Source organism: Pseudoflavitalea sp. G-6-1-2, from assembly GCF_012927185.1.
GTDB lineage: Bacteria > Bacteroidota > Bacteroidia > Chitinophagales > Chitinophagaceae > Pseudobacter.
The window spans coordinates 2,108,849-2,133,608 of sequence record NZ_JABBGB010000001.1 but is presented as its reverse complement, the minus strand read 5'-3'; the positions used below and the strand labels follow the sequence as shown (position 1 = coordinate 2,133,608).

General features: G+C 46.7%; 26 protein-coding genes. 14 read left to right on the top strand and 12 right to left on the bottom strand.

Annotated features, from left to right (window positions below; all coding sequences use genetic code 11):
- Positions 1-37 precede the first annotated feature (37 nt).
- The 4 genes from HHL16_RS08910 (at position 38) to HHL16_RS08895 (ending at position 3,942) form a co-directional block, all read left to right on the top strand.
- Positions 38-2,380: a TonB-dependent receptor gene (locus HHL16_RS08910; RefSeq protein ID WP_169424775.1), complete on the top strand. Its 2,343-nt coding sequence runs from the start codon at positions 38-40 to the stop codon at positions 2,378-2,380.
- Between the two features lie 294 nt (positions 2,381-2,674).
- The gene (locus HHL16_RS08905; RefSeq protein WP_169424774.1) at positions 2,675-3,136 is read left to right on the top strand and encodes a hypothetical protein; all 462 of its coding nucleotides are present in this window, start codon (positions 2,675-2,677) and stop codon (positions 3,134-3,136) included.
- Positions 3,137-3,139: 3 nt separating this feature from the next.
- Positions 3,140-3,316: a hypothetical protein gene (locus HHL16_RS08900; RefSeq protein ID WP_169424773.1), complete on the top strand. Its 177-nt coding sequence runs from the start codon at positions 3,140-3,142 to the stop codon at positions 3,314-3,316.
- Between the two features lie 281 nt (positions 3,317-3,597).
- On the top strand, positions 3,598-3,942 hold the full coding sequence (locus tag HHL16_RS08895; protein WP_169424772.1) for a nuclear transport factor 2 family protein: 345 nt from the start codon (positions 3,598-3,600) through the stop codon (positions 3,940-3,942).
- A gap of 66 nt (positions 3,943-4,008) precedes the next feature.
- On the opposite strand, the gene HHL16_RS08890 is transcribed toward HHL16_RS08895, so the two are convergent.
- The 4 genes from HHL16_RS08890 to HHL16_RS08875 form a co-directional block, all read right to left on the bottom strand.
- Positions 4,009-4,314, bottom strand: coding sequence for a rhodanese-like domain-containing protein (locus tag HHL16_RS08890; protein ID WP_169424771.1), 306 nt, complete (start codon positions 4,312-4,314; stop codon positions 4,009-4,011).
- A gap of 16 nt (positions 4,315-4,330) precedes the next feature.
- Positions 4,331-5,161, bottom strand: coding sequence for a PASTA domain-containing protein (locus HHL16_RS08885; protein ID WP_206022303.1), 831 nt, complete (start codon positions 5,159-5,161; stop codon positions 4,331-4,333).
- A gap of 26 nt (positions 5,162-5,187) precedes the next feature.
- The gene (locus HHL16_RS08880; protein WP_169424770.1) at positions 5,188-6,183 is read right to left on the bottom strand and encodes a D-alanine--D-alanine ligase; all 996 of its coding nucleotides are present in this window, start codon (positions 6,181-6,183) and stop codon (positions 5,188-5,190) included.
- A 277-nt stretch (positions 6,184-6,460) separates the two neighbouring features.
- Complete coding sequence (locus HHL16_RS08875) at positions 6,461-6,808, bottom strand: 4Fe-4S dicluster domain-containing protein (protein ID WP_169424769.1); 348 nt, start codon at positions 6,806-6,808, stop codon at positions 6,461-6,463.
- A 57-nt stretch (positions 6,809-6,865) separates the two neighbouring features.
- Between HHL16_RS08875 and HHL16_RS08870 the strand changes: the two genes are divergently transcribed.
- Positions 6,866-7,864, top strand: coding sequence for an acyl-CoA reductase (locus tag HHL16_RS08870; RefSeq protein WP_169424768.1), 999 nt, complete (start codon positions 6,866-6,868; stop codon positions 7,862-7,864).
- A gap of 229 nt (positions 7,865-8,093) precedes the next feature.
- A complete protein-coding gene (locus HHL16_RS08865; protein ID WP_169424767.1) occupies positions 8,094-9,605 on the top strand; it encodes a trypsin-like peptidase domain-containing protein in 1,512 nt (503 codons plus the stop codon).
- Positions 9,606-9,859: 254 nt separating this feature from the next.
- Here the strand turns inward: HHL16_RS08865 and HHL16_RS08860 are convergent, their stop codons facing one another.
- Positions 9,860-11,137, bottom strand: coding sequence for an alpha-amylase family glycosyl hydrolase (locus tag HHL16_RS08860; RefSeq protein WP_169424766.1), 1,278 nt, complete (start codon positions 11,135-11,137; stop codon positions 9,860-9,862).
- A 160-nt stretch (positions 11,138-11,297) separates the two neighbouring features.
- On the opposite strand from HHL16_RS08860, the gene HHL16_RS08855 reads away from it, so the two are divergent.
- From HHL16_RS08855 to HHL16_RS08845, 3 genes are all read left to right on the top strand, one after another.
- Positions 11,298-12,521 carry a 4-hydroxy-3-methylbut-2-enyl diphosphate reductase gene (locus tag HHL16_RS08855; protein WP_169424765.1) on the top strand — a complete coding sequence of 408 codons (1,224 nt, stop codon included), beginning with the start codon at positions 11,298-11,300 and terminating at the stop codon, positions 12,519-12,521.
- A gap of 95 nt (positions 12,522-12,616) precedes the next feature.
- Positions 12,617-13,087 carry a hypothetical protein gene (locus HHL16_RS08850; protein WP_169424764.1) on the top strand — a complete coding sequence of 157 codons (471 nt, stop codon included), beginning with the start codon at positions 12,617-12,619 and terminating at the stop codon, positions 13,085-13,087.
- Positions 13,088-13,230: 143 nt separating this feature from the next.
- A complete protein-coding gene (locus HHL16_RS08845) occupies positions 13,231-13,713 on the top strand; it encodes a DinB family protein (protein WP_169424763.1) in 483 nt (160 codons plus the stop codon).
- A gap of 69 nt (positions 13,714-13,782) precedes the next feature.
- Here the strand turns inward: HHL16_RS08845 and accC are convergent, their stop codons facing one another.
- The 5 genes from accC to HHL16_RS08820 form a co-directional block, all read right to left on the bottom strand.
- Entirely contained in the window at positions 13,783-15,120 is a 1,338-nt protein-coding gene (accC, locus tag HHL16_RS08840; protein ID WP_169424762.1) for an acetyl-CoA carboxylase biotin carboxylase subunit, read from the bottom strand.
- A 39-nt stretch (positions 15,121-15,159) separates the two neighbouring features.
- The gene (accB, locus tag HHL16_RS08835; RefSeq protein ID WP_169424761.1) at positions 15,160-15,645 is read right to left on the bottom strand and encodes an acetyl-CoA carboxylase biotin carboxyl carrier protein; all 486 of its coding nucleotides are present in this window, start codon (positions 15,643-15,645) and stop codon (positions 15,160-15,162) included.
- Between the two features lie 165 nt (positions 15,646-15,810).
- Positions 15,811-16,377: an elongation factor P gene (gene efp / locus HHL16_RS08830; protein WP_169424760.1), complete on the bottom strand. Its 567-nt coding sequence runs from the start codon at positions 16,375-16,377 to the stop codon at positions 15,811-15,813.
- 101 nt (positions 16,378-16,478) lie between these two features.
- Positions 16,479-18,227, bottom strand: coding sequence for a M56 family metallopeptidase (locus tag HHL16_RS08825; RefSeq protein ID WP_169424759.1), 1,749 nt, complete (start codon positions 18,225-18,227; stop codon positions 16,479-16,481).
- A gap of 15 nt (positions 18,228-18,242) precedes the next feature.
- Positions 18,243-18,599 (bottom strand): BlaI/MecI/CopY family transcriptional regulator, encoded by a 357-nt coding sequence (locus HHL16_RS08820; RefSeq protein ID WP_169424758.1) that lies wholly within the window; start codon positions 18,597-18,599, stop codon positions 18,243-18,245.
- 100 nt (positions 18,600-18,699) lie between these two features.
- Between HHL16_RS08820 and HHL16_RS08815 the strand changes: the two genes are divergently transcribed.
- The 5 genes from HHL16_RS08815 to HHL16_RS08795 all read left to right on the top strand — a co-directional run bounded on the left by HHL16_RS08815 (position 18,700) and on the right by HHL16_RS08795 (position 22,497).
- Positions 18,700-19,194, top strand: coding sequence for a redoxin domain-containing protein (locus HHL16_RS08815; protein ID WP_169424757.1), 495 nt, complete (start codon positions 18,700-18,702; stop codon positions 19,192-19,194).
- A gap of 67 nt (positions 19,195-19,261) precedes the next feature.
- A complete protein-coding gene (gene mdh, locus HHL16_RS08810; protein WP_169424756.1) occupies positions 19,262-20,191 on the top strand; it encodes a malate dehydrogenase in 930 nt (309 codons plus the stop codon).
- Between the two features lie 233 nt (positions 20,192-20,424).
- Positions 20,425-20,787, top strand: coding sequence for a YciI family protein (locus HHL16_RS08805; protein WP_169424755.1), 363 nt, complete (start codon positions 20,425-20,427; stop codon positions 20,785-20,787).
- 57 nt (positions 20,788-20,844) lie between these two features.
- Positions 20,845-21,216, top strand: coding sequence for a VOC family protein (locus HHL16_RS08800; RefSeq protein ID WP_169424754.1), 372 nt, complete (start codon positions 20,845-20,847; stop codon positions 21,214-21,216).
- Between the two features lie 21 nt (positions 21,217-21,237).
- Complete coding sequence (locus HHL16_RS08795; protein ID WP_169424753.1) at positions 21,238-22,497, top strand: sigma-70 family RNA polymerase sigma factor; 1,260 nt, start codon at positions 21,238-21,240, stop codon at positions 22,495-22,497.
- Here the strand turns inward: HHL16_RS08795 and HHL16_RS08790 are convergent.
- Together HHL16_RS08790 and HHL16_RS08785 are read right to left on the bottom strand one after the other, a co-directional pair.
- Positions 22,494-23,501 (bottom strand): glycosyltransferase family 9 protein, encoded by a 1,008-nt coding sequence (locus HHL16_RS08790; protein ID WP_169424752.1) that lies wholly within the window; start codon positions 23,499-23,501, stop codon positions 22,494-22,496. The genes HHL16_RS08795 and HHL16_RS08790 overlap by 4 nt on opposite strands.
- A 26-nt stretch (positions 23,502-23,527) precedes the next feature.
- Entirely contained in the window at positions 23,528-24,760 is a 1,233-nt protein-coding gene (locus HHL16_RS08785) for an MFS transporter (RefSeq protein ID WP_169424751.1), read from the bottom strand.

The window sequence follows — 24,760 nt, the reverse complement described above, 5'->3', positions numbered from 1 at the left end:
CACGGGAAACTTTGTTCCCACCATTAAACAAATGGACATGCAAAAATTGTTTTTGGGGATATGCTATTTATTGTGTTCCCATTGTTTACTTGCTCAGCAAATAAAGGGCAAAGTAACAGACTCCCAATCAGGGGCCGCCGTAGCATCGGCCACTGTTGAATTAAGCAATATCGCCACTACATCCACCAATGCATCGGGCGAATTCGTTTTCAAAAAAATCAAAGCCGGCAACTATCGTCTGCGTATCAGCAGCATCGGCTACAACGCAGTAGAGATAACTGTTTCAGCAAGTGATGAGCAACAAGAGTTCAAACTCGAAAGGCTCAACCTCTTTATGCAACCGGTAGAAGTGAAAGCCATTCAGGCAGGTGAGAAATCGCCTTTCACCAAAACCAATCTCACCAAAAAAGATATTGAAAAACAGAATCTGGGGCAGGATATTCCTTTTCTGCTCAATCAGACTCCGTCTGTTGTAGTGAGCTCCGATGCAGGAACCGGCATCGGATACACGGGCATGCGCATCAGAGGTACAGATGCCACGCGCATCAATGTTACACTCAACGGCATTCCTTACAACGATGCTGAATCGCAGGGAACATTCTTTGTGAACCTCCCCGACTTCGGCTCCAATGTGAGCAATGTGCAGATACAGCGCGGTGTTGGTACATCCAGCAACGGCGGTACTGCCTTCGGCGCTACACTCAATCTCTCCACCAATGAAGTGATCACCACTCCTTATGGCGAGATCAGCAACAGTGCAGGATCTTTCAACACATGGAAACATACCGTGAAAGCAGGAAGCGGATTGATCAACAATCATTTCACTATCGATGCACGCATCTCCAAAATATCCAGCGATGGTTATGTGGAGCGTGCGGCCAGCGATCTCCGCTCTTTCTATCTCTCCGGCGCCTATATCGGAACCAATACTTCTGTAAGACTGAATGTATTCTCCGGAAAAGAAAAAACCTATCAGAGCTGGTATGGCGTATCGGCGGCAGATCTGAAAGCCAATCGCCGCATCAATTATGCGGGGATGGACAAACCCGGAGATCCTTACGATAACCAGACAGACAATTATCAGCAGGATCATTTTCAGCTCTTCATCAATCATCAGTTCAATCCGCGACTGACGGTGAATACAGCTTTCTTCCTCACCAAGGGAGCTGGCTACTACGAAGAATACAAAGCAGCACAATTATTTAAAGAATACGGCAGACCCGATATTATTCAGGGAGCCGAAAAAGATTCCGCCACCGATCTTATTCGTCAGCTTCACCTGAAGAACGATTACTTCGGGCAGATCTTCTCTGTTCAATACAAAGGCGATGAAGATCAGATGAGCGTAGGCGGCGGATGGAACCGTTTCAACAATCATCACTTTGGACAGGTGATGTGGGCTGGTGAGAATATTCCTTACAAGCATCGCTGGTACGATCTCACTGCCTTCAAAACAGATGTGAACGGATATGTGAAATATCAACGCAAACTCAGCACAGCCCTCGAAGCATTTGTGGATCTGCAATACCGCCGTGTGCTCTATCAGATGAACGGCTACCGCAAAACACCCGATGCAAGAGTACGCGAAACTTACAATTTCGTGAATCCAAAAGCAGGTATCACTTACACGCTGAAAGATCACCAGATCTACCTCAGCTACTCCATGGGCAACAGAGAACCCAACCGTGATGATTTCGAAGCCAATTATGAAAAAAAATCGCAGGGGCAAAGTCTCAAACCTGAGAAACTGCACGATTTTGAATTGGGAGTTGAAAGAAAGAATGGGACTTTCTCATACGGAGCTACGCTCTACTATATGCTGTACAAAGATCAGCTGGTACTTACCGGCAGCATCAACGATGTGGGATCTTATATCCGCCAGAATGTGAAAGACAGCTACCGCATGGGCGTTGAGCTGCAGGCCAAAGCCCGCCTCACACAATGGTTCCAGGCCGGTGGCAACCTCACACTGAGCAGCAATAAGATCAGGAATTACAACGGCACAGGCAAAACAACTGATATTGCTTTTGCGCCAAACGTTATTGCAGGAGCACAACTCACTTTCCTTCCGTTGAAAGACCTCGACATCACACTTCCTGCAAAATATGTAGGCAAGCAGTACCTGAATAACAGTAGCCTCAAAGCACATCAGCTGAATGATTATTATGTGCAGGATGCACGCGTAAGCTATACACTTCGCAAACTCTTGTTCAAAGAATCTACGCTGGCTGTGCAGGTGAACAATGTATTCAACAGAATGTACGTTGCTAACGGATATACCTATTCGTATAATGGAGATGATGGAACCATCCTTACAGATAACTCTTACTTCCCGATGGCAGGCACCAACTTTTTGGTAGCGCTGCAGATCAAATTATAACGATTGAAGAACCACCCATCTAACAGGGGTTGTATCGGAAGATGCAGCCCCTGTTTTTTATTCTACCTAAACCCTTCTGAACAAAGCACCACGAATCGCCGGAAAGGCACCTGCGAGGAATTTTTCAAGTCGGTGGAAATAAATATCGTTCTATGTTTTATTCTAAAACCAGGAGGGATACTTTACCTCAAAGAATAATCGGTTAAGTGTTCTTGTTACTTATTTTTAAAAAAATATTCGGGAAGGCTAGTACAAAAAACACCGTTTTCTGTTTCTAGAGAAACACATGAGGAAATGCATTATGAACGATATGAATTCACGGATGTGTCAGGTGACGGGAAGGAATACTATTTCACCAGCTCTGGTCCGAATGGCGATATTAAACTGACAGTTCAATTTACAGAGACCTGCCACCTGAATATCTATAATCTCTCGTTTGGCAATCTGATAGCAAACGGAGATGTAGATGACATGGTAAAGAACAGAAATCAGGACAGGAACAAAGTATTGGCAACTGTAGCAGTTGCAGCCATGGACTTCCTTTCAAAGAAACCAAAGGCACAGTTGGTTTTCAAAGGAAGTAATGAAGCGCGGACAAGGTTGTACAGAATGGCCATTTCGGCAAATCTTACACTTTTGCAAAAGAGTTTTGAATTGAGAGGTCTTACCAGCTTTGGCGATTACTCATTCGTGAAAACATTCAGGTCTGGAGAAAATTATTCAGGCTTTTTAGTCAAGAAAAAAACATACATTTAGTTTATGGAAATTACATCACTTGAACAACTGGCAGAAGAAATCTTCAAAAACGCCAGAGTTTATCCGGATTCGGAAAAACTTTTTAAGGGGCCAATGTATCCTGAACTGCATGCTGAGGTAGAAGAAATGCTCAGTAAAGTAGTCAATTTGCCACCTGAGTATCAAGCAAAAAAACCATAGTCGATAAAGCGGGGTTATTCGACCCCGCTTTATTTATTTTCTTCCTTATTATACATTCTTCCTCTCATTCATTTTTGAGTTACTTACTACCGCTATTTGATTGAGATAATGGAACAGATGTTACAAACAACTCCTGCTTCCAATACCCGGCAGATTTCAAGCTCTGATTTGTTTTTCTATACCTTTTTTGCAGAGTTAAGGATAAGCCTCCTACCTACCCTGGCATGATTATTTTAGGCTCTCCTATGCCAGCATTCCACTTCATCATAAAAATACCGGCAATGGCAGCATCATTAAACATCGTTCAGCAATTCATGAATGCATTAAACAATGAAGACTGGGCAAAAGCAGAAGCCCTGCTGACACCAGATTTTAAATTTGCCGGAGTAATGGGCTCCCGCGAAGGCGCATCGAATTACATGGAAGATATGAGCCGAATGAAGATCAAATACAACATCCATCAAGTATTCGAAAACGGAAATGATGTAGCTGTACTCTGCGATTACGATATGAACGGCCAATCGATTTTCGGATGCAGCTGGTATCAGCTGCGCGGCGATAAGATCAATCTGTTGCGTGTAGTTTTCGATCCGAGGCCATTGCTGGATAAAAAACCTGCACACTAATTCAACTCTGCATAAACAGGAAGGCCACCTCGTTTGAGATGGCCTTCCATTATTGTAATGCAGTAATTAGCTGTACAGTTCCTGCCAGCGCATCATGCCTCCTGCGAGGTTGTGCACATTGCCGAAACCCATTGTTTCGAGCAGCATCGCGGCTTGTCCGCTTCTGTTGCCGCTGCGGCAGTATACGATCACTTCAGCATCTTTCAGGTTTTCAATCTCATCTACCTGAAAATTTCTGATCTGGCCGAGAGGCACCAGCTGACCACCGATATTGAATTCAGCATGCTCATTCGGTTCACGAACATCTACCAGGTTGATTTTCTCTCCGGCATCGAGCCTTGCCTTTAATTCTTCGGCTGTAATATTTTGCATAGTTCTGTTTTATTAGTTAGAAATTATTCTCTGTTGCAGGTCCTGCAGGAGCGGTTGAATCGCCGTCTGTTTTTTCAGGTTTGGTGGGACTAAGCCATATATCCATTACCTGTCCCTGGCGGATGAGGTTTACCTGGCGGTCGGGCCCATATTTCTCAGGGCTCTGGCGGTAAATATACGCATTTGCCGTGTCACGCACGGAAGCGTCTGCCACGGGGATTCCGATGGTGAGATGGAGCGATTCCAGCAACACTTTTGCTTCGGAGTAAGTCATGCCAACGAGATCGGGCACACCGAATTCATTGGTGCCGAGGCCGCTGCCGAGTACCAGTGAAATGGTGCTGCCCATCGGCAGTTTGGAACTGGCTTTGATGCGTGTTCCATTGTACCATTGCTCCAGTACGGAGTTCTTGGCGAAATCCATTTTGTAGGTAGTATCTCCGAGTTTCAGTCCGTATTGTTTAAGTGCGATCTCCGCGCTGCGGAAACTCAGGCCTTCGAGATTCGGCATTTCGATGGTAGGCGGAACTGCGCGGTTGATGGTGAGATAAACAGTTCTGTTCTCCTTCACATTCTCGTCTGCATCGGGGAACTGGCGGAGCACGCTCAGCGCCCTTGCTGTATCGTTGTACACAGAATCCTGGATCTCCACATCAAATCCTTTGCTTTCCAGAATCTGTTTCGCTTCTTCGTAAGTTTTGCCTGTTACGGCAGGGATCACCAGTGTATTACCGTGTTTGGTGATAAGGTTGAGCGACTGCAGAAAGATGAACAGCAGTACCACCACAATGGTGATGGCAAAAAGGATATTCGCCCAAAGGGGTTTGCCGGTGATGAATTTGAACAAACGACAATGGTTTTAAATGATATAAATTATGAGCTTTTCTTTCTGCTCAGAGTTTCTTCGATCATCTCGGTGTACAGTCCTTTCAGGTTCCATCCCATGGCGCGTACCTGCTGAGGAATGATGCTGGCCTCGCTTTGTCCGGGTATGGTATTCACTTCGAGGAAGAAAGGTTCGTCCTTTGCTTCGTTGTAAATGAAATCGGCTCTCACAACACCGCGGCAGTTGAGCGCTTCGTAGATCCTGCGGACTGTAGAACGCACTTTCTCCGCCATATGATCACTGATCTGGGCCGGAGTGATCTCTTCGTTCAATCCCTGATATTTGGCCTCGAAATCAAAGAATTCGTTCTTGCTTTTCACTTCGGTGATGGGCAGTACCAGCAATTCTTTGGTGGTTCTCATCACCCCTACGGTGAATTCCCGGCCCGAAATGAACTCTTCTACCAGCACCTGATCGTCTTCAGCAAATGCTTTTTGCAAAGCCCCTGCCAAATCTTCTGCTTTGTTCACTTTACTCATTCCGATGCTGGATCCGCCGTTATTGGGTTTCACAAAAACGGGCAGGCTCAGCTCTTTAAGAATGGCTTCTGCACTGATGGGATGATTTTTGAAAATATGAAGGGAGCGGGCTACGTTTACTCCGGCAAAACCGGCTACCGCCACACTGTATCGTTTGTTGAAGGTAATGGCCGAACTGGCTGTATCACAGGTGTTGTAAGGAATATTCACCAGATCGAAATAGCCCTGCAGTCTGCCATCTTCACCGGGTGTTCCGTGAATGCCGATGAGGGCAGCATCGAAATTGATCTTCTTTCCATTGAGCGTGATGGAGAAATCGCCTTTCTCCACTTCTACTTTCTCACCTGATTTTGTCTGATGGAACCAGCTATCGGGTGTGATGTCGATCCTGTACACATCATACTTATCCGTATCGAGGTTGTTTTCAATGGTAACGGCACTTTTGTACGAGATCACGGCCTCAGAAGAATAGCCACCGGTAACAAATGCAATAACAGGTTTCATTCGATGTATTTATGCTGAATTTTCAGCAAATAAACGAAAAATAGGATGGCTATTATATGATTGTCAGTATTTTTTACAATCTCTTACCAGCCTGTGGAGTGCAGGCCGCAAATAAGAAAGGTGAAGGACGTTATCCCTTCACCTTCATAGCGGGAAATATCACCCGCCTGTTACAAGTAGCACTGAGGCTACATTCACTATTTGTGTACCTGTAATTTACTACTTTGAAGAGGCCGTTTCCAAATTTACAGGGTGCAAATTTGGCATACAGACCAGATTAAACGTGGAGTTTTTCTTTCTTCGCCATCAGCTCATCTACAGTCTCCTGGTACATTTCATCAGGAACACAGCAGTCTACCGGGCAAACAGCCGCACACTGTGGTTCTTCATGAAATCCCTGGCACTCGGTGCATTTATTGGGAACGATATAATACGTGTCTACGCTTACAGGGGCATGACGCTCGTCTGCATCGGTTACCGAACCGTCCAGCAGCGTAAATGGCCCTTTAATGGATGTTCCGTCTGTGATGGCCCATTCCACACCACCTTCATAAATGGCATTATTCGGACATTCTGGTTCACAGGCTCCGCAGTTAATACATTCTTCTGTTATTTTGATTGCCATAGCTTCTACAATTTTAATGGGTTGAATCCTATTTTTGCACGACAAATATAAGATGTAATGAATTTACAAAAACGGCTTGATTTATTGGAAAGATTGGGAGAGTATATTTTGGCTGGTGGCGAAGACTGGCAAATGGCCAGGGACAGGGCTTCCAGAGAAAACGGATGGTTCACCCCGGAATTCATAGATCTGGCCGCCAACAGGATTGCCGTGCATTTCTTAGCGAAAGATAAGCTGGCCGCATGGGCCGCTCAATATAAAATCCCTCAGGATAACCCTGCACCAAAGAACGTGGGCATCATTATGGCCGGCAATATTCCGCTGGTGGGCTTTCACGATTTTCTCTGCGTTTTCATCAGCGGGCATCGTCAGACCATCAAACTATCTTCCAAAGATGATGTGCTGATGCGCCATCTGGCCAGTCAGCTCTGGCAATGGGATGAGGAAACAAAAGACCTGGTTCGTTTCGAAACCATGCTCAAGGGATGCGATGCGTATATCGCAACGGGCAGCAATAATTCAGCGCGTTATTTCGATTATTATTTTGCGAAGTATCCGCACATCATTCGCCGAAACCGCACGTCTGTAGCCGTTCTTACAGGAAACGAAACAACAGCGGAGCTGGAAAAACTTGCCGATGATGTACATGAATATTTCGGAATGGGATGCCGCAACGTAACCAAAATGTATGTGCCGAAAGATTATGATTTTCTCCCTCTGCTAAACGTATTCAGAAAATACAACTACTTCGCAGATCATAACAAATACAAGAACAATTACGATTACCAGCTGGCAATACTGATTCTCAATAAGCAGTATTACATGACCAACGACAGCATTATTCTGCACGAGAATACAGCCGTGTACTCGCCTATCAGCCAGCTCAACTACGAATTCTACTCCGACGCTGCAGCGGTTGAATCTGACCTCAAAAACAACGAATCCATTCAATGCATTGCGGGAGCGGGCTATACTTCTTTCGGAGAAGCGCAGCAACCATCGCTCACAGATTATGCGGATGGCGTTGATACCCTGCAATTTTTGCTGAAACTATGACAAATTAAGCAGGCTTTGTGACAGAGATTCAGAAATGATGTTTTTGATACTGAGTACTTTATTGTAAATTTGGTAGCACCAAGTACGAAGACCTTAGTAAATTATATGTTAAACGTGGCGGTTGACTTAACAGTGATTGTTTTTCGGTGTTAATTTGTTTCTGCTTCGGCATACAAATTGAAACGGGTTTACTACTTTTAAAAACAACATTTCTAAAAATTGTCGCAATATGAAGTTCAAACAAATTGTAACGGTTGTGTTAATCAGTGCTGTTACTACTGTTGCTACTCTTTGGGCCTATAACAAATTTTCCAGAAGCGGAACATATGTTTATCAGAGTGCAAAGGATAATAATGATACCGGAAAGATCCCCGCAAACTATGCAGGCTTCAATGGCATGGCTGGTGCGGACCCCGTAGATTTCAGCGCTGCTGCCAATGCAGCCATCCCTGCAACCGTACACATCAAAACAAAAGCTACCCGCACGGCATCGAACAACCTGCCGCGCAACAGCCCCTTCGGCGATCTGTTCGATATGGATCTCGATGATTTCTTCGGTGGAGGCGGTGGCCGCATGCGTTCCATTCCTCAGCAGGCATCCGGTACAGGAGCCATTATCAGTGAAGATGGTTATATCGTTACCAACAATCACGTGATCGACGGAGCCGACGAAATAAACGTTACACTCAACAATAAGAAAGCATTCAAGGCAAAGCTCGTAGCTGCTGACCCCAGCAGCGATCTGGCTGTGATCAAGATCGACGCCAAGAACCTGCCCTTCCTCATCTACGGAAACTCCGACGATGTAAAGGTTGGCCAGTGGGTGCTCGCCGTAGGTTACCCATTAACGTTGGAAACAACTGTTACAGCGGGTATTGTAAGTGCGAAAGGCCGTACACTCGATATCAACAGCCGTCAGAGCAGAACACCGATCGAATCGTTCATTCAAACAGATGCGGCGGTGAACCCCGGCAACAGCGGCGGTCCGCTGATCAATACCGATGGCAAGCTCATCGGCATCAACTCCGCCATTGCATCTCCTACAGGTGCATACGCAGGTTACTCTTTCACCATTCCCGTGAACATTGTGAAGAAGATCGTTTCCGACCTGATGAAACACGGAACCGTTCAGCGTGCATATCTCGGTATCGAGTACGCTCCTGATGGAATGTCTGATGAACAGAAGACCAACAACGGTGTAAAAGAAGGTGAAGGTGTGTACGTAATGGCTACGCCTTCTGGTGGTGCAGCTGCTGCAGCCGGCATTCAGAAAGGCGACTTCATCACCAAAGTGAATGGTCAGCCTGTATACTCAGGCGCTGATATGGTGGGGCAAATTGCTACTTACCGTCCTGGCGATAAAGTAGCCATCACTTACCGCAGAGACGGAAAAGAAAGCACTACGAATGTTACGCTCCGCAATCAGTCTGGCACAACCGATATGGTGAAAACATCCAAACTCGACAAACTCGGTGCAGAGCTGGTAACGCTGAACAAAAATGAAGCGAAGGAGTTAGGCATCAATGGCGGTGTGGCTATCAAATCCATCGACCGTCGTGGAGTGTTGAGCAAAGTGCGCATTCAGGAAGGATATGTAATTCTGAAAGCCAACAACAAGGAAGTGAAGAATGTGGAAGACCTTACCAAAGTGATCGATGAATCCAATGGTACAGTGAAGCTCGAAGGCATGTATCCGGGCTATGAAGGCATCTATCCGATTGTGATCAATCTCGGCAACTAAGTCAATTTAATCAGATATGAAATCCCTGGCGATGAGCCGGGGATTTTTTTTGTTTTCCGGGGATACGAAACACGGGTGATGAAATGTGCCGGGAAGAGTTGTATCTCCGGTGAATAAAAGGATGTAGCATGAAACTGATTGCATAACCGGGGCTGTAGAATAACACATTTCAAGACCCGGTTACATATCCCCGAAAAACAGGCAGTCCCGCTAAAGGAGCAGCGGTTTTTTTGAATAGAGGTAATTGACCTTGATCAGCGCTGTCTGCTTCCCACAAAAAAGTTCCATGGCTCCAGATAGAGTCCGGTTGCGGCTTTCAGCTCTTTGGTTCCTCCGTTGAGCAGATCGGCATAATTACCTTCGGTGCCTGCGGAAGCAAAACCAATCTGTTGCGGATCGGCGGACAGGTTCAATACCACCAGCAACTCCTGATTATCGTACCTGCGTGCGAAAGCCAACACTGCATTTGCTTTATCCGTAGCAACCCATTGCGGCATTGCGTTGGCGCCGGCAAGTATTGCGGGATGCGTAGCATGAATGCCGATCAGCTGTTTGTAGAACTCCTGCATGGTCAGTGGTTGGTTCCAGTCGAGCTGATCTTTGTCGAAGAATTTCAACCGTTTTTCATTGGGCAGTTCCTGCCCGCTGTAAAGCAGAGGGATGCCATAATAGGTGAAGTTGAATACGGATAAGGCTTTCAGGGCATCGCCGTATTTTTCTATATCGGTTCCGTTCCAGCTGTTTTCGTCGTGGTTGCTGGTGAAGAAAAGCGGAAGTGTGGTTGCGGAAAAATCATTTTCGTATGTACCTGCCAGTTGTATCAGATTTTTGAGACTGGTGGCTTTTTTGCAGTAATCTTCTGTGGCATGCATCCAGCGCCAGGAGTAACAGCTGTCGAATACATCGAGATAGTTGAGATCTTCTGTTTCAGCCAGCCAGAACAGGGGTTTCAGCGGATCGAGCGCGGTGCGCGCCTGACGCCAGAAATCGCGCGGAACGAGATGGGCCATATCGCAGCGGAATCCATCGATATCGCATTGGCTGATCCAGAACTGCATGGCATCGATCATGGCAAGGCGCATAGCGCCATCGTAGTAGTTGAGATCTATCACATCATCCCAGCCATGTGAATCGTAGAATTTTCCGGAGAGATTTCTTTTGTAGAATCCGGGGTTCGATTGCGTCCATACATGATCGAGTCCGGTATGGTTGGCAACCCAGTCGATAATCACATACATGCCGAGCCCATGGGCCTGCTGCACCAGCTGGCGGAGATCATCGAGGGTACCGAATTCTAGGTTTACGGCTTTGTAATCTGCACAGGCGTAGTAGCTGCCGAGGGTTCCTTTTCTTCCCTCCTTACTGATGGGAGTTACGGGCATGAGCCAGAGTATCTTCACACCCATTGCAGCCAGTCGAGGGAGATGTGCCGCAAATGCGCTGAAACTGCCTTCCGGCGTGTATTGCCTGATATTCACTTCGTACACTGTGCTGCCATGGAGCCAGGGAGCAAGGGGGAAATTTCTAGCCATATACGAATATAACCCAGAATCGGGCTGTATGTTTAGGCTTAATCAATTTCATAACAATATGTTGGAAGTGCTGCAAACCAGGGAACTGATCTTCCTTCACTACATTTAAGTTCCCCACCTTAAAGTTTCAGAAACCATCCTAATCGCTAAATTTGCATTGATGAAAACATTCAACGTTCCGGTTATCTACCGCAGCCCCCTGATCAGCGCCGTAAAGAACAAGCGGAAACAGCAGGATAAAATGAAGAAAGACTTCACTCCCACCCTGCTCGACCTCGGCCCTTTACAGATCTATTTGGCGCGCCATTTCGGGTTCTGCTACGGAGTGGAGAATGCCATCGAGATCTCGTTCAGAACCATCGAAGAAAATCCCGGCAAACGCATCTTCCTGCTCAGTGAGATGATCCACAACCCACAGGTAAATGCCGATCTCGTATCGAGAGGCGTTCAATTCTTACAGGATACCTACGGCAAACAATTGATCCCCTTCGAATCGCTCACTGCCGACGATGTTGTTATCATCCCCGCATTCGGAACCACACTTGTCATCGAAGAAAAACTCAATCAGCTGGGCATTCCCACTGAAAAATACAATACTACCTGTCCGTTTGTAGAGAAGGTATGGAACCGCAGCGAACAGATCGCACAGAAAGGATACAGCATTGTTATCCACGGCAAACCAAAACACGAAGAAACACGCGCAACTTTTTCTCATGCCGCTTACACTGCCCCTGCTGTGATTTTGAATGATATGGAAGATGCGAAGCTACTCGCCCAATTCATCACCGGCGAACGCCCTGCCAGCGGGTTCTCCGAAGCATTTGCAGGAAGATTCTCCGAAGGCTTCGATGCGGCCAAAGACCTGCAACGGATCGGCGTAGTGAATCAAACTACTCAGCTCGCAACCGACACACAGGCCATTGCCGATTACCTCAAACAAACCATCGCCGAACACTACAACCTCAACAGCAGCAATATCGGAGAACGTTTCGCCGATACCCGCGATACACTCTGTTATGCTACCAACGACAACCAAACGGCTGTTACGCATATGCTGAACACCCCTGCCGATCTGGCGATCGTGGTGGGCGGATACAACTCATCCAACAGCACACACCTCGTGGAGCTTTGCGAACTGAAACTGCCTACCTACTTCATCAATTCCGATGATAAACTGGTAACAGAAAACAATGTTCTCCATTATAATTATCACACAAAACAGGAGCTGCTCAGCACCGATTACCTGCCGCATAACCGCCCGGTGAAAATACTGATCACCAGCGGAGCAAGCTGTCCCGATGCACAGGTAGAAGCGGTGATCCGCCGCCTGGCTGGATTCTATGGAGTTGAAGAACAGGTGGATCTGCTTGCAGAACAATTCTGATCTCTCATTAAACCCTCTGTATTTTTTATGCTCTAATACCTGTGCCCCGAGGCCGCAGACAACATTGTATTGTTCATAAAAAAATCGAAGCATACATGAAAAAAATGATTGTGCTGGCGCTGGTGATCATTGGCGTTCAGCTTACAGCAAATGCGCAGGATAACAAACGCGATACCATCCGCTCACATTACAGGTCGGAGGCGAGAACAAAGATGAAAGATGAGCTGAACCTCAGCAAAGAACAGGCTCAGCAAATGAAGGCCATCAAAGAAGAATCAAAGCAGAAAATGCAGGCGCTGCGCGACGATAAATCCATTTCCGATGCCGACAGAAAGGCCAAAGCAATGGAATTAGGAAAAGAACGCAAAGAAAAGATGGAAGGCATCCTCAATGCAGATCAGAAAGCAAAGATGAAGGAATGGGGAGAGAAAAGAAAGGAACACATGAAAGATGGTAAGGATGGCAGACACGGCAAAGGCATGAAACACTGGAAGGAAAGAAAGGAGCAGCAGGAAAAGAAAGAACAAAAAGAAAAGGCTGAACAGCCCGAAAAATCTGAACAATAAAAGGAACACTCACCAATCACGGTCTGGCAAAAAGCGCTTCACGGCGCTTTTTTTTATTTTGTAATGGGCTGCTGACATACTGCTGTCACAGGACTGTTGTTTCTTTGTGTAACAAATCAACGGTAAACTATAAAAACAATCATATGACCAAGACATTTGCAGCGCCAGTAATCACGGCCCGTCAGTTACTCGACCAATGGCAGGGACATCGCCGGCTCACCCGTCGCGTGATCGCTGCATTTCCGGAAAAGGACCTTTTTGAATTCTCCATTGGCGGCATGCGTCCGTTTGCACAGATGGCAGAAGAGATGATCAAGATGGGAGGCCCCGGTGTAAGAGGTGTAGCTACAGGCATCTGGGAACATCAGGAATGGAGAGACCTGCAATACAAAACCAAGGATGAATTGCTGAAAGCCTGGGATGAGACCACCGAGACTATCGAAGAAACATGGAATAAGATCCCTGCATATCGTTTTCAGGATATCGACGCAGCATTCGGGCAATACGAAGGCGTTTTGTATTCCACCATCCTGTATTTCATCGACAACGAAATACATCACAGAGGGCAGGGATATGTGTATCTGAGGGCATTGGGCATCGAGCCGCCGGCATTCTTCATGAGATAACACAACAACCATATACGACAAAGGGCGCACCAGTAGTGCGCCCTTTTATTCTTATGCTGCAACCAGCATTTATTGCATTTTGAACGTCTCCAGGAACTTGGTATTGAAATTCCCTTTGATGAAATCTTCGTTCTTCATCAGTTGCTGATGGAAAGGAATGGTAGTTTTCACTCCTTCGATCACATACTCGCTCAGTGCGCGGCTCATGGTATTGATGGCCTCTTCGCGGGTGCGTGCTACTGCGATGATCTTGGCGATCATTGAATCGTAGTAAGGAGGGATCACATAACCCGCATACACATGCGAATCGATACGGATTCCGTGTCCGCCGGGCTGGTGCAGCGTAGTGATGCGGCCTGGGCTTGGGCGGAAATCGTTGTAAGGATCTTCAGCATTGATACGGCATTCGATAGCGTGCATCTGCGGCTCATAGTTCTTTCCGCTGATAGCCTCGCCCATCGCTATTTTGATCTGTTCTTTGATGAGATCGAAGTTGGTAACCTCTTCAGTAACGCAGTGTTCTACCTGGATACGTGTGTTCATCTCCATGAAGTAGAAATTGCGATGCTTATCTACCAGGAACTCGATGGTACCAACACTTTCGTAACCGATAGCAGAAGCAGCTTTGATAGCAGCTTCGCCCATGCGCTGACGCAGTTCTTCGGTCATGAAAGGAGAAGGTGATTCTTCTACCAGTTTCTGGTGGCGGCGCTGAATGGAACAGTCGCGCTCGCTGAGGTGACATACCTTTCCGTAACGGTCGCCTGCGATCTGGATCTCGATGTGACGGGGCTCTTCCACGAATTTCTCCATGTAGATGCCATCATTCTTGAAAGCAGCGCCGGCTTCAATTTTGGCGGTATCGTAGTTGCTTTCCATGTCCTCTTCTTTCCAAACAACTCTCATCCCTTTACCACCACCACCTGCGGTGGCTTTGAGGATAATGGGATAGCCGATTTCGAGGGCGAGTGATTTGGCTTCTTCGAGGCTCTGGAGCAGACCACCTCCACCGGGAACCACGGGAACGCCTGCGCGGATCATGGTTTCTTTGGCAGTGATCTTATCGCCCATAGAGCGGATCTGATCAGGAGTAGGTCCGATGAATTTAATATTGTGTTCGCCACAGATCTCGGCAAAACGGGCATTCTCCGCGAGGAATCCATATCCCGGGTGAATGGCATCCGCATTGGTGATCTCGGCAGCGGCCATGATATGTGCGATGTTAAGGTAAGAGTCGGCACCGGCGGGGCGGCCGATACAAACAGCTTCATCTGCAAACCTTACGTGAAGGCTGTCTTTATCTGCAGTGGAATAAACGGCTACGGTCTTGATTCCCATTTCCCGACAGGTACGGATTACCCGCAGGGCTATCTCTCCACGATTAGCGATTAATATCTTTTTAAACATGCATTCTTTTTGAAAATGATTGACAAGCGATAAACCTTATCAGGCTGGCTCAACGAGGAATAACGGCTGATCGTATTCAACAGGAGTAGCGTCATCAACCAGGATCCTTACGATCTTTCCGGATATTTCGCTTTCAATTTCATTGAAGAGTTTCATTGCCTCGATGATGCATACAACTTTGCCTGGAGCAATTTCAGAACCTACTTCAACAAACACAGGTTTGCCGGGTCCGGGGCTGCGGTAGAAGGTACCGATCATTGGGCTCTTGATAGTAACGAGGTTGTCTGCGGCTTGTTCTGCTTTGGGGGCGGCTGCCGGGCTAGAAGTTACAGCGGCCGGCTGGGGAGCTACACCTGGCTGCGGCGCATAAGCTGGCATGGCCTGCATGGGTGCTGCAATTACGTTCTGGGCTGGTTCTTCTTTCTGCTTAATGGTCAGCTTGAATCCTTTCTCCTCGATGCTTACTTCGCCGATGTTGGATTTGTTGATCATCTTGATCAACTCCTGAATTTGTTTAAAATCCATCTGAAAATAATTTTTTTTGACGGTTATTTCGGAAAAACAGGCGGCTAAGATAAGGATTGTGCACTAAAAATACCCAAATCGTACATAAAATAGCCCCTTCCTGCATAAACAACAAGGCCACCTCTGAACCGAGGCGGCCTCCTGTAAATAAGGTATTTATAGAAATTATTCTTTTACGCGCTCTACATATTCTCCGGTCTTGGTGTTCACACGGATCAGCTCTCCTTCGTTTACGAACAGAGGAACATGAACGGTAGCACCGGTTTCAACGGTTGCAGGCTTCAGGGTACGGGTTGCAGTATCTCCTTTAACGCCTGGTTCTGAGTAAGTTACTTTCAGAACGATCTTGTCGGGCAGTTCCACACTCATCGGCTGCTCGGTTTCTGTGTTGAACAGGATGCTCACTTCCTGAGACTCTTTCAGAAACTGTGGAGCATCTACCTTGTTTTCTTCTACAGCGATCTGCTCGAAAGTTTCATTGTCCATGAAATTATAACCAGTATCATCTTTATAGAGGTATTGGTAATCTTTCCTTTCAACACGTACAGGATGGATGCTATCGCCTGAGTTCCAGGTTTTTTCGATGCTGCGGGTATTGTCAACACCTTTTAATTTAGCCCAAACCTTGGCGGCTGCGCGGGCGGTCTTGTTCTCACCGAACTCCACCACAGTGTATAAGCTGCCATCGAGCTTGATGATCATACCGCGGCTGATATCTGATGTAGTTGCCATAATTCTAAGTAAGTTTTGAATGATGCTTCTCTGAAAGGAGGCAAAACTACAGCAAAAACCTTACGCTGCAAAGAAGTGTGCAATTGGTTTGGCGCGTTTTTTCAGCCCTTTCTGCTGGTAGTGACCATAATAGCATTTTCAGCAGTTTTGCCGGTTTTGGCTTTTACTGTGGCTGCTGTTTTCAAAACATTCACCGAAACAATGGTTACATCCTTGCTGTTCAGAATGGCTTTGGCTTCCTCACAGTCATATTCTTTTTCGTTTATCAGAATGATGGCGTTCAGTTTGCAGATATCGTCGATCATTTCTTTTTTAGAGTCTCTGGAAACCTTCACGGTGATTTTTGATGCCGTTTTTGCTGCGGCTTTAGTCGTTATCTCCACAACACCATTGCGGCCAGCCTCACCATACACAGCTGCAGCGCTTGAACCTTTCAGAATTGAAACCGTGGCAATGTCTTCTGCTTTCGGCTCGGTAGGAAATTTTGTGCCGGGAGGTTGAATTACTCCGTCTATAACAAAAAGTGGTGGTGCCTGATTTTCATTTTTGCCAGCTTCGTTTGTATAAATTACTTCGGAGCTGCCGTCGGTATTGAAATGAATAGTTGCACTGGTTTGGGGAATCTCCGTTTCCAGAAAAAGAGCTAATTCTTTGGGTACGTCCGGCGGAGTGGGCGCTGCAGGAGGTGGTGGCGGTGGTGGATTTGCGGGTGATAATTTCAATTCAACCACCTTTGGTGGAGCTGGTGGCGGTGGTGGAGGCGGTGGCACTGCTCCATATTTATCTTCGAATGCTTTCTTCTCTGCTGGCTTGCTCAGATCGAACTTCTCAACGCTGCCATCTTTTTTCTTTACTACTGCATTATTGTCTTTTACATAAATATGCAAACCTTCATTGGCTTTTTTGAGCACCAGTTTCTTTTTGGCAGGAACTGTATCGGGTGCACTGAACCCCACTGACTGAACCGTTATTATCTGCAATGGTTTAGCAGCTGCAGGGTGTACCACGCTCCTGAATGCCAGCAGCACTACCGCCAGCACAGGAACGATCAGTACAAAGCGCAGCAGATGTACACTGGCGCTTGTTTTTTTATTCATCATGGTTATTCTTTTTTTGAGTGATGAAAGATTGAAATTATTAGCCACCGGGAACCCCGTCATGCCCGTTACTTTCAGCAGCAGATACTGATACTGCTTTCTGTCCACTCCATTGGCCAGCACCTGATAATCTGCTATGAACTCCAGATTCTGACGGATGGCCTTTCGTATCAGCCATGCAAACGGATTGTACCAGTTGAGTATACAGATGAGTTCGCCCCAGAAAATATCCAGCGAGTGACGCTGCTTCACATGAATGAATTCGTGCCGGAGAATATCCTGCAATTCTTCATCCGAATGAAGATCCTTGTTGAGGTAAATGCTGCGGCCAAAAGAAAAAGGCATGATGCGTTTGTTCACATGGTAGAGCCTGGCTTCGTTGTCTGCCAGTAAAACCGCTCCGGACACGGCTTTGCGGAGACTCCAGTATTGCCAGCCCAACCTGATGGCCATTATGAGTATACCTATTGCAAGCAAGGCCCATCCTACAGTAGAGGCTGTTATGGGTTCAGGAGTTTCGGAAGTACCCTTACCAAACGCGTATTGGTCGAGCACAGGAATCACCTGTATCCATGTTCTTTGCTGCTGATGCAACAGATCACTTACATCTATCAATGGTACCAGAAATGTTATGGCCGGATAGGTCAGCAGAAACAATCTGTTCCAGCGATAGAAGGTAAGCCTGCGCAATAACAGCGTATAAAAAAGCCATGTAACGGAAAGGCCTATACTAATTTTGAGTAGAAATAACATACGTAGCAGTTTGGATTATTTGCCTTCGATCATTTTCAGGATCTCTTTCAGTTCATCCGGACTCAGTTTCTTCTGGTCCACAAAGAAATTCACCAGCTCCTTGTAAGAGTTGTCGAAATAATTTTTCACCACGCTGTTCATGAATTTCTTTTTGTAGTCCTCTTCACTCACAGCCGGACTATACAAATAAGTATTGCCATTGAGCGTGCTTTCCACATACCCTTTCTTTTCCAGGTTCTTGATGGTGGAAGCGAGCGTGGTGTAAGGCGGTCTCGGTTCGTTCAGCTGATCCAGAATCTGTTTCACGCTGCCGCTTCCGGCCTTCCATACTGCCTGCATCGCATCCTCTTCCTGAGGGGTGAGCTTCTCCATATCTACGAAGTTTTCGTAAACCTACGAAACATTCGTAGAATAGCAAAGTTTTTTACTGTTAATTTTGGTCTTCGCTCTAAAATTTAAATGAAGCATTCTTATGAAAAGATGGGTTCTATTTCTCAGCTCCGTACTCCTTATGCAATGGGCTGCTGCACAAAACATTCAAAAGCCTGAGCCGCCTTACAAACGCTTTCCTTCGGTACCGCCGATTCAGTTGCAGCAGCTGGACAGTTCCATGCTCACCAAAGACAAACTGAAGAAGCAGCCGCTGATTCTGATGTTTTTCAGTCCTACCTGCGATCACTGCCAGCATCAGATCGAAGAGATGGTAAAGAATATGGATAAGCTCAGTCAATATCAGATTGTACTGGCCTCCTACTCTCCCAAAGAAGAAATGGAGGATTTCTACAAAGATTACAAGCTCGCCAATTATTCAAATATCAAAATGGGAAGAGACATCAAATACCTGTTGCCTCCCTTCTATGATATCCGCAACCTGCCTTATCTGGCATTGTACAATAAAAAAGGCGACCTCATCACCACATTCGAGGGAAATGTGAAAGTAGCAAAGCTGCTCGAAGCCTTGAAATAACTACACTCAACTTCCCTACCTTTGCCCACGCAAACATTGAATCACATTATAATAAAATTGTTTTCTGATGAAAGTAACAGTTGTAGGTGCAGGCGCAGTAGGCGCAACCTGTGCCGATAATATCGCCCGTAAGGAACTGGCCGCAGAACTGGTATTGCTCGATATTAAAGAAGGACTGGCAGAAGGAAAGGCGCAGGACATGATGCAGACCGCTACCCTCCTGGGCTTCGATACCAAGATCACAGGCAGCACCAACGATTATTCCAAAACTGCAGGATCTGATGTGGTGGTAATCACTTCAGGCCTTCCACGCAAACCAGGAATGACCCGTGAAGAACTGATCGGAACAAATGCCGGTATTGTAAAAACTGTATGCGACAACATTCTCAAGTATTCTCCCAATGCGATCATCATTGTGATCAGCAATCCGATGGATACCATGACTTACCTCGCACTCACTGCAACAGGTCTTCCAAAGAACCGCATCATCGGTATGGGCGGTACACTCGACAGCAGCCGTTTCAAATATCAGCTGAGCCAGGCACTCCAGTGCAGCCCTTCTGATCTGAACGCTGTAGTAGTGGGCGGTCACGGTGATACAACTATGATCCCTCTCATCCGCTATGCAACCTGGAACAGCGCTCCTGTTACTGACTTCCTCAGCGAAGAGCAGCAGAAACAAATCGTTGCCGACACTATGGTAGGTGGCGCAACCCTCACCAAACTGATCGGAACTTCTGCATGGTATGCACCAGGTGCAGCCGGAGCAGCACTGGTAGAAAGCATTCTCCGCGACGAGAAGAAACTCTTCACCTGCTGCGTATCACTCGAAGGTGAATACGGACAGAAAGATATCTGCCTCGGTGTTCCTGTAGTGATCGGCAGAAATGGTTGGGAAAAAATCGTTGACTTCAAACTCAACGCAGACGAGCAGGCTCTCTTCAACAAGAGTGCAGACGCCGTTCGCAGCATGAACGACGTGCTGAAAACTCTCTAAGCATCTTTTCAATCTCAATAGAAAAAGCGTGTACCGGCGATGGTACGCGCTTTTTTAATGCCCGCCTTTTATCTGGGTTAATCCCGGACCAACCTCCAAAACATGGCATTCATCATTTATTTTGCCCCATTGGTGTGAGGTGCAAAAAAAATATTGAAATTTTGTCCTTCGCCATCCATATGGTTCGTCATTAGCCCGACAGTTACATTTTTCAATTTTCAAAAAAACTGACTATGAAGGAATTTATGTTCATTTTCTCCGGACCAACGTATGAAGAACTTAACCTGAGTGCAGAAGAAGCGCAGGCGCAAATGATGAGCTGGTTCAAATGGGTAGGCGACCTTAAATCAAAAGAACAGTACGTAGATGGCCGGCCATTGCTGCCTCCTGCAAAAAGAATTACAGGAGCCACCAAAAGAATTGTTACCGATGGCCCGTTTGCAGAAAGCAAAGAAGTGGTGGGCGGTTACTTTGTTATCAAAGCAGCTGATTTTGATGAAGCGGTAAAAATTGCGGAAGGTTTTCCTGATTACAAGTATCAGGGTACGCTCGAAATAAGGGAAGTATTCGACACTTCTGCTCTTGAACAAAATTAGTTCTGATCTATCAAAGGGAAAGAGCACCATTTTGCACAGCAGTAAATTCAAAATTGTATGACAGGCAAAATGCTTAACTGGTTTGAATTGCCCGTTTCGGATTTCAACCGGGCGAAACAATTTTATGAACGCATCCTCAACATCAGGATGAATACGGAAGATACAGGTTCGTACAGAATGGGCTTTTTCCCTCATCAGAATGGCAAACCTGCAGGATGCATCACCTGCGGATACGGATGCATTCCAGACAATACCGGCACCCTTATTTATCTGAATGGAAATCCCGACCTCGCTCCCATTCTCGCAAGAGTTGAAGAAGCAGGAGGCAGGATAATATTGCCCAAAACTGCACTGGGCGCAGATTTCGGCTACTTCGCCCATTTCGAGGATACCGAAGGAAATAAAGTAGGCATCCATTCAGAGAACTGATCTGATCTGTACTGAAAAAATATGACAACGCGCTCTTCCCATCAACTGGTGGATCACCTGTTTCGGCACGAAGCGGGACGAATGATCGCAGTACTGGCACGCATCTTCGGCGCCGAAAACCTATGCCTTGCAGAAGATGTAGTGCAGGATGCTTTTCTCAAAGCCATCCAGAGCTGGGGATACAATTCCATTCCAGATAATCCTGCCGCATGGCTTATGCGTGTAGCGCGCAACAAAGCGCTCGACATAGTGCGGCGCAAACAAAGTTTCAACCATATCTCCCGCGAACTGGCTGCCCGGCTCGATCTGGTGACAGAGCAACACATAGAGCAACTTTTTCTCGACGATGAAATTCGCGACAGCCAGCTGCGCATGATCTTCGCCTGTTGCCATCCCATACTCAACGAAGAAGATCAGATAGCCCTTACACTCAAAGCCATCAGTGGATTCAGTGCCACCGAGATCGCAAAAGCGCTGGTGATGCAGGAAGCCGCCATCCAGAAAAGATTGTACCGTGCACGAAAAGCATTGCAGGAAAATCAGGTGCAGCTCGAAATGCCGCATGGTACTGCATTGGCAAGCCGCCTCGAAACAGTGCTGCTGGTAATCTACCTCCTCTTCAACGAAGGATACAATTCGCAGAAAGCCGACGAACTTATCCGCAAAGATCTTTGTGCCGAAGCGATGCGTCTCTGCTTCCTGCTCACTGAGCAACCGGCCTTGCAACAGCCTTCGGTGTATGCACTGATGTCGCTCATGTGTTTTCAGGCATCGAGATTTGAAAGCAGAATGGGAGAAGATGATACCATTATCCTACTCGAACAGCAGGATCGTAATCGCTGGAGTAAAGAACTGATCCGAAAAGGATTCGTTTATTTGAATCATTCATCCAAAGGAGATACTATTTCGGTGTATCATATCGAATCGGCCATTGCAGCGGAACATAGCATGGCGGCATCTTTCAGCAGCACCAACTGGACACGCATGCTCACACTCTATGATCTTCTCGCGGAACATAAACCCGGACCAATCACCGAACTGAACCGCGCTGTAGTGAAGGCACAGCTTGGCTTACACGGTCAGGCAATTGAAGACATTTTTGCCATCGAAAAAATCGACACATTACTGCAATCGCAATATATGTACAGCGCTGTACTGGGAGATATTTACCTGCGCGCAGGCGAGAAAGAACATGCAAAGAAATATCTGATGCTGGCGATGGGACTAACCTGCTCCGTCGCAGAAAAAAAACTGATAACGCAGAAACTGGGAACTGCTTAGCTTTTTCTTCCCAACCTTATTTTCACTTTCTCCCAGATGGCCTGCGGCTCTATCTGTTCCATGCATTTGAAATGTTTCTTAGGGCATTTTTTGTAGCCGATCTTGGAGCAGGGTCTGCAACCCAATCCTTTAATCTCCATGATATCGAAGAGCGGAGCCGCGCCGGGCGCAGATTTAGGATAGTAAGGATACATGCCGAATTCCGGCACTGTATTTCCCCATAGAGAAATGATGGGTTTGCGGAATGCCGATGCGATATGCATCAATCCGGTATCGTTGCTGATAATGAGTTTCGATCTCCGAACCAGATCGGCAGACTCGTTGATATTGAATTTGCCGCAGGCATTGTAGATCTTGGCAGGGTCTAATGCAGCGATGGCTTCTCCTTCTGCACTGTCCTCTTTTCCTCCCAATAAAATAATAGGATGATCTATGAGCGAACACAGTGTTTTCAGGTGATGCAGCGGATATTTTTTAGTATTGAGTGCAGCACCGATCACCACGCCGATATAACCGGCATGATGTGAAGTGGGGATATCTGCTTCTTTCACTTCATCTTTTTCGGGGATGAAGTAATCGAGGCCGAGACCATCGTTCTGTATATTGAAAGTTTTGAGCGTATCGAGATATCGGTCAACAATATGCACATCGGGCATACGGTTGATCTTGAAATTGGTGAGCAGAAATTTCTGAATGTTCAGCTTGTTGAAGGAGAAGGCTTTTTTTCCGAGCGCCCGCTTCACGCGCAGGGTGCGCAGGTTATGATGAAGATCTATCACATAATCGAAATCTTCTTCCTCCAGTTGTTTTGTTACTGCATCGAGATCATCCTGCAGCACATGGATCTTATCGATGTAGGGATTGGCTGCCAGTACCGGCAGAAATGCTTTCTTGGTAAGAAAATGCACTTCGGCAGTACCTGCCTGCTTTTTCAGACAACGTACCACGGGTGTGGTGAGCACAATATCTCCGATAGAGGAGAAACGAATGATCAGAAACTTCATGGTGCAATATTACAACAGCTCTTGGCTTACTCTTCTACAAAATTGAGGTCTTTTCCAAAAGTCTCTTTGGTGAAAGCAGCTGCAACAATGGCTATCACCATAAAAATTACGGCTGTGTAGATGCCTCCCTTCACATATCCTATGCCTTCGATACCACGCAAAAACTGGAATACCGGAAGAATGGCGAGTGCCAGCAATCCGCGCACCATATTGGGAATGGTAGTGGCAGCTGTAGCACGCAGGTTGGTGCCGAACTGCTCTGCTCCCATAGTGATGAAGATGGCCCAGAACCCTGTTCCGAAGCCCATTCCGGCGCATATCCAATACAGCGCGCTGGCCGAGCCATTCCAGAGTGCAGTGAAGAAAAGTATGATGAAGAATATAGTGATGCCGTAGAATACGAATAATGCTTTCTTGCGGCTGCGCAGCCATTGGCTTACGAGCCCTACCACAATATCGCCCACCGAAATGGCGGCATAGGCAAACATGATGGCCTTACCCGAATCCACTGGTTCTGTGATGCCGAAATGTTTGGCGAATTCTTTGGAGAAGGTAACCAGTATCCCAATCACAAACCAGGTAGGCACACCCAGCAGAATAGAAAGCAGGTATCTTTTGAAACGATCGCCGTTGGTAAAGAACATGAAGAAATTGCCGCGTTGAACATTCTGTTTCTTCACTTCATTGAACATGCCGGATTCGAATACGGAGATGCGGAGCAGCAGCAATGCGAGCCCCAATCCACCTCCGATGAAATAACAGGTTCTCCAGTGAAAATTCTCTTTGATGATGAAGGCCACCACAGCACCCGTAAGTCCGATGCCCGCTACCAGTGAAGTAGCAATGCCTCTTTTTTCTTTGGGAGTAAGTTCCGCTACCAGCGTAATACCCGCCCCCAGCTCACCTGCGAGGCCAAGACCAGCGATGAAACGGATAGCAGCATATTGCTCCACCGTTTGAACAAATCCGTTGGCAATATTGGCGAGTGAATATAAAATGATGGAGCCGAAGAGTACGCTCAATCTTCCTTTCTTATCTCCGATTACGCCCCAGAGGATGCCTCCGAGCAGCAGACCAGACATCTGCCAGCTGAGAATGCTTTCGCCTGAAGTGGTTACCTGTTCGGGCGTAAGGCCCATGGAGGTAAGGCTTTGAACGCGGATGATACCGAACAGCAGCAGATCGTATATGTCTACGAAGTATCCAAGTGCAGCCACTAAAACAGCTACACTGAAAATAGAGTTAGTTTTTGGTTGCAT

Bases quoted from the DNA above. Each gene is read 5' to 3' on its own strand.
- HHL16_RS08895 (WP_169424772.1), top strand. From the start codon at position 3,598: ATGGCAGCATCATTAAACATCGTTCAGCAATTCATGAATGCATTAAAC.
- HHL16_RS08865 (WP_169424767.1), top strand. From the start codon at position 8,094: ATGAAGTTCAAACAAATTGTAACGGTTGTGTTAATCAGTGCTGTTACT.
- HHL16_RS08805 (WP_169424755.1), top strand. From the start codon at position 20,425: ATGAAGGAATTTATGTTCATTTTCTCCGGACCAACGTATGAAGAACTT.
- efp (WP_169424760.1), bottom strand. From the start codon at position 16,377: ATGGCAACTACATCAGATATCAGCCGCGGTATGATCATCAAGCTCGAT.
- accB (WP_169424761.1), bottom strand. From the start codon at position 15,645: ATGGATTTTAAACAAATTCAGGAGTTGATCAAGATGATCAACAAATCC.
- HHL16_RS08905 (WP_169424774.1), top strand. From the start codon at position 2,675: ATGCATTATGAACGATATGAATTCACGGATGTGTCAGGTGACGGGAAG.
- HHL16_RS08815 (WP_169424757.1), top strand. From the start codon at position 18,700: ATGAAAAGATGGGTTCTATTTCTCAGCTCCGTACTCCTTATGCAATGG.
- HHL16_RS08875 (WP_169424769.1), bottom strand. From the start codon at position 6,808: ATGGCAATCAAAATAACAGAAGAATGTATTAACTGCGGAGCCTGTGAA.
- HHL16_RS08870 (WP_169424768.1), top strand. From the start codon at position 6,866: ATGAATTTACAAAAACGGCTTGATTTATTGGAAAGATTGGGAGAGTAT.
- HHL16_RS08900 (WP_169424773.1), top strand. From the start codon at position 3,140: ATGGAAATTACATCACTTGAACAACTGGCAGAAGAAATCTTCAAAAAC.
- HHL16_RS08850 (WP_169424764.1), top strand. From the start codon at position 12,617: ATGAAAAAAATGATTGTGCTGGCGCTGGTGATCATTGGCGTTCAGCTT.
- HHL16_RS08825 (WP_169424759.1), bottom strand. From the start codon at position 18,227: ATGTTATTTCTACTCAAAATTAGTATAGGCCTTTCCGTTACATGGCTT.
- HHL16_RS08880 (WP_169424770.1), bottom strand. From the start codon at position 6,183: ATGAAACCTGTTATTGCATTTGTTACCGGTGGCTATTCTTCTGAGGCC.
- HHL16_RS08845 (WP_169424763.1), top strand. From the start codon at position 13,231: ATGACCAAGACATTTGCAGCGCCAGTAATCACGGCCCGTCAGTTACTC.
- HHL16_RS08860 (WP_169424766.1), bottom strand. From the start codon at position 11,137: ATGGCTAGAAATTTCCCCCTTGCTCCCTGGCTCCATGGCAGCACAGTG.
- accC (WP_169424762.1), bottom strand. From the start codon at position 15,120: ATGTTTAAAAAGATATTAATCGCTAATCGTGGAGAGATAGCCCTGCGG.
- HHL16_RS08800 (WP_169424754.1), top strand. From the start codon at position 20,845: ATGACAGGCAAAATGCTTAACTGGTTTGAATTGCCCGTTTCGGATTTC.
- HHL16_RS08890 (WP_169424771.1), bottom strand. From the start codon at position 4,314: ATGCAAAATATTACAGCCGAAGAATTAAAGGCAAGGCTCGATGCCGGA.
- HHL16_RS08820 (WP_169424758.1), bottom strand. From the start codon at position 18,599: ATGGAGAAGCTCACCCCTCAGGAAGAGGATGCGATGCAGGCAGTATGG.
- HHL16_RS08855 (WP_169424765.1), top strand. From the start codon at position 11,298: ATGAAAACATTCAACGTTCCGGTTATCTACCGCAGCCCCCTGATCAGC.
- HHL16_RS08795 (WP_169424753.1), top strand. From the start codon at position 21,238: ATGACAACGCGCTCTTCCCATCAACTGGTGGATCACCTGTTTCGGCAC.
- mdh (WP_169424756.1), top strand. From the start codon at position 19,262: ATGAAAGTAACAGTTGTAGGTGCAGGCGCAGTAGGCGCAACCTGTGCC.
- HHL16_RS08910 (WP_169424775.1), top strand. From the start codon at position 38: ATGCAAAAATTGTTTTTGGGGATATGCTATTTATTGTGTTCCCATTGT.
- HHL16_RS08790 (WP_169424752.1), bottom strand. From the start codon at position 23,501: ATGAAGTTTCTGATCATTCGTTTCTCCTCTATCGGAGATATTGTGCTC.
- HHL16_RS08785 (WP_169424751.1), bottom strand. From the start codon at position 24,760: ATGCAACCAAAAACTAACTCTATTTTCAGTGTAGCTGTTTTAGTGGCT.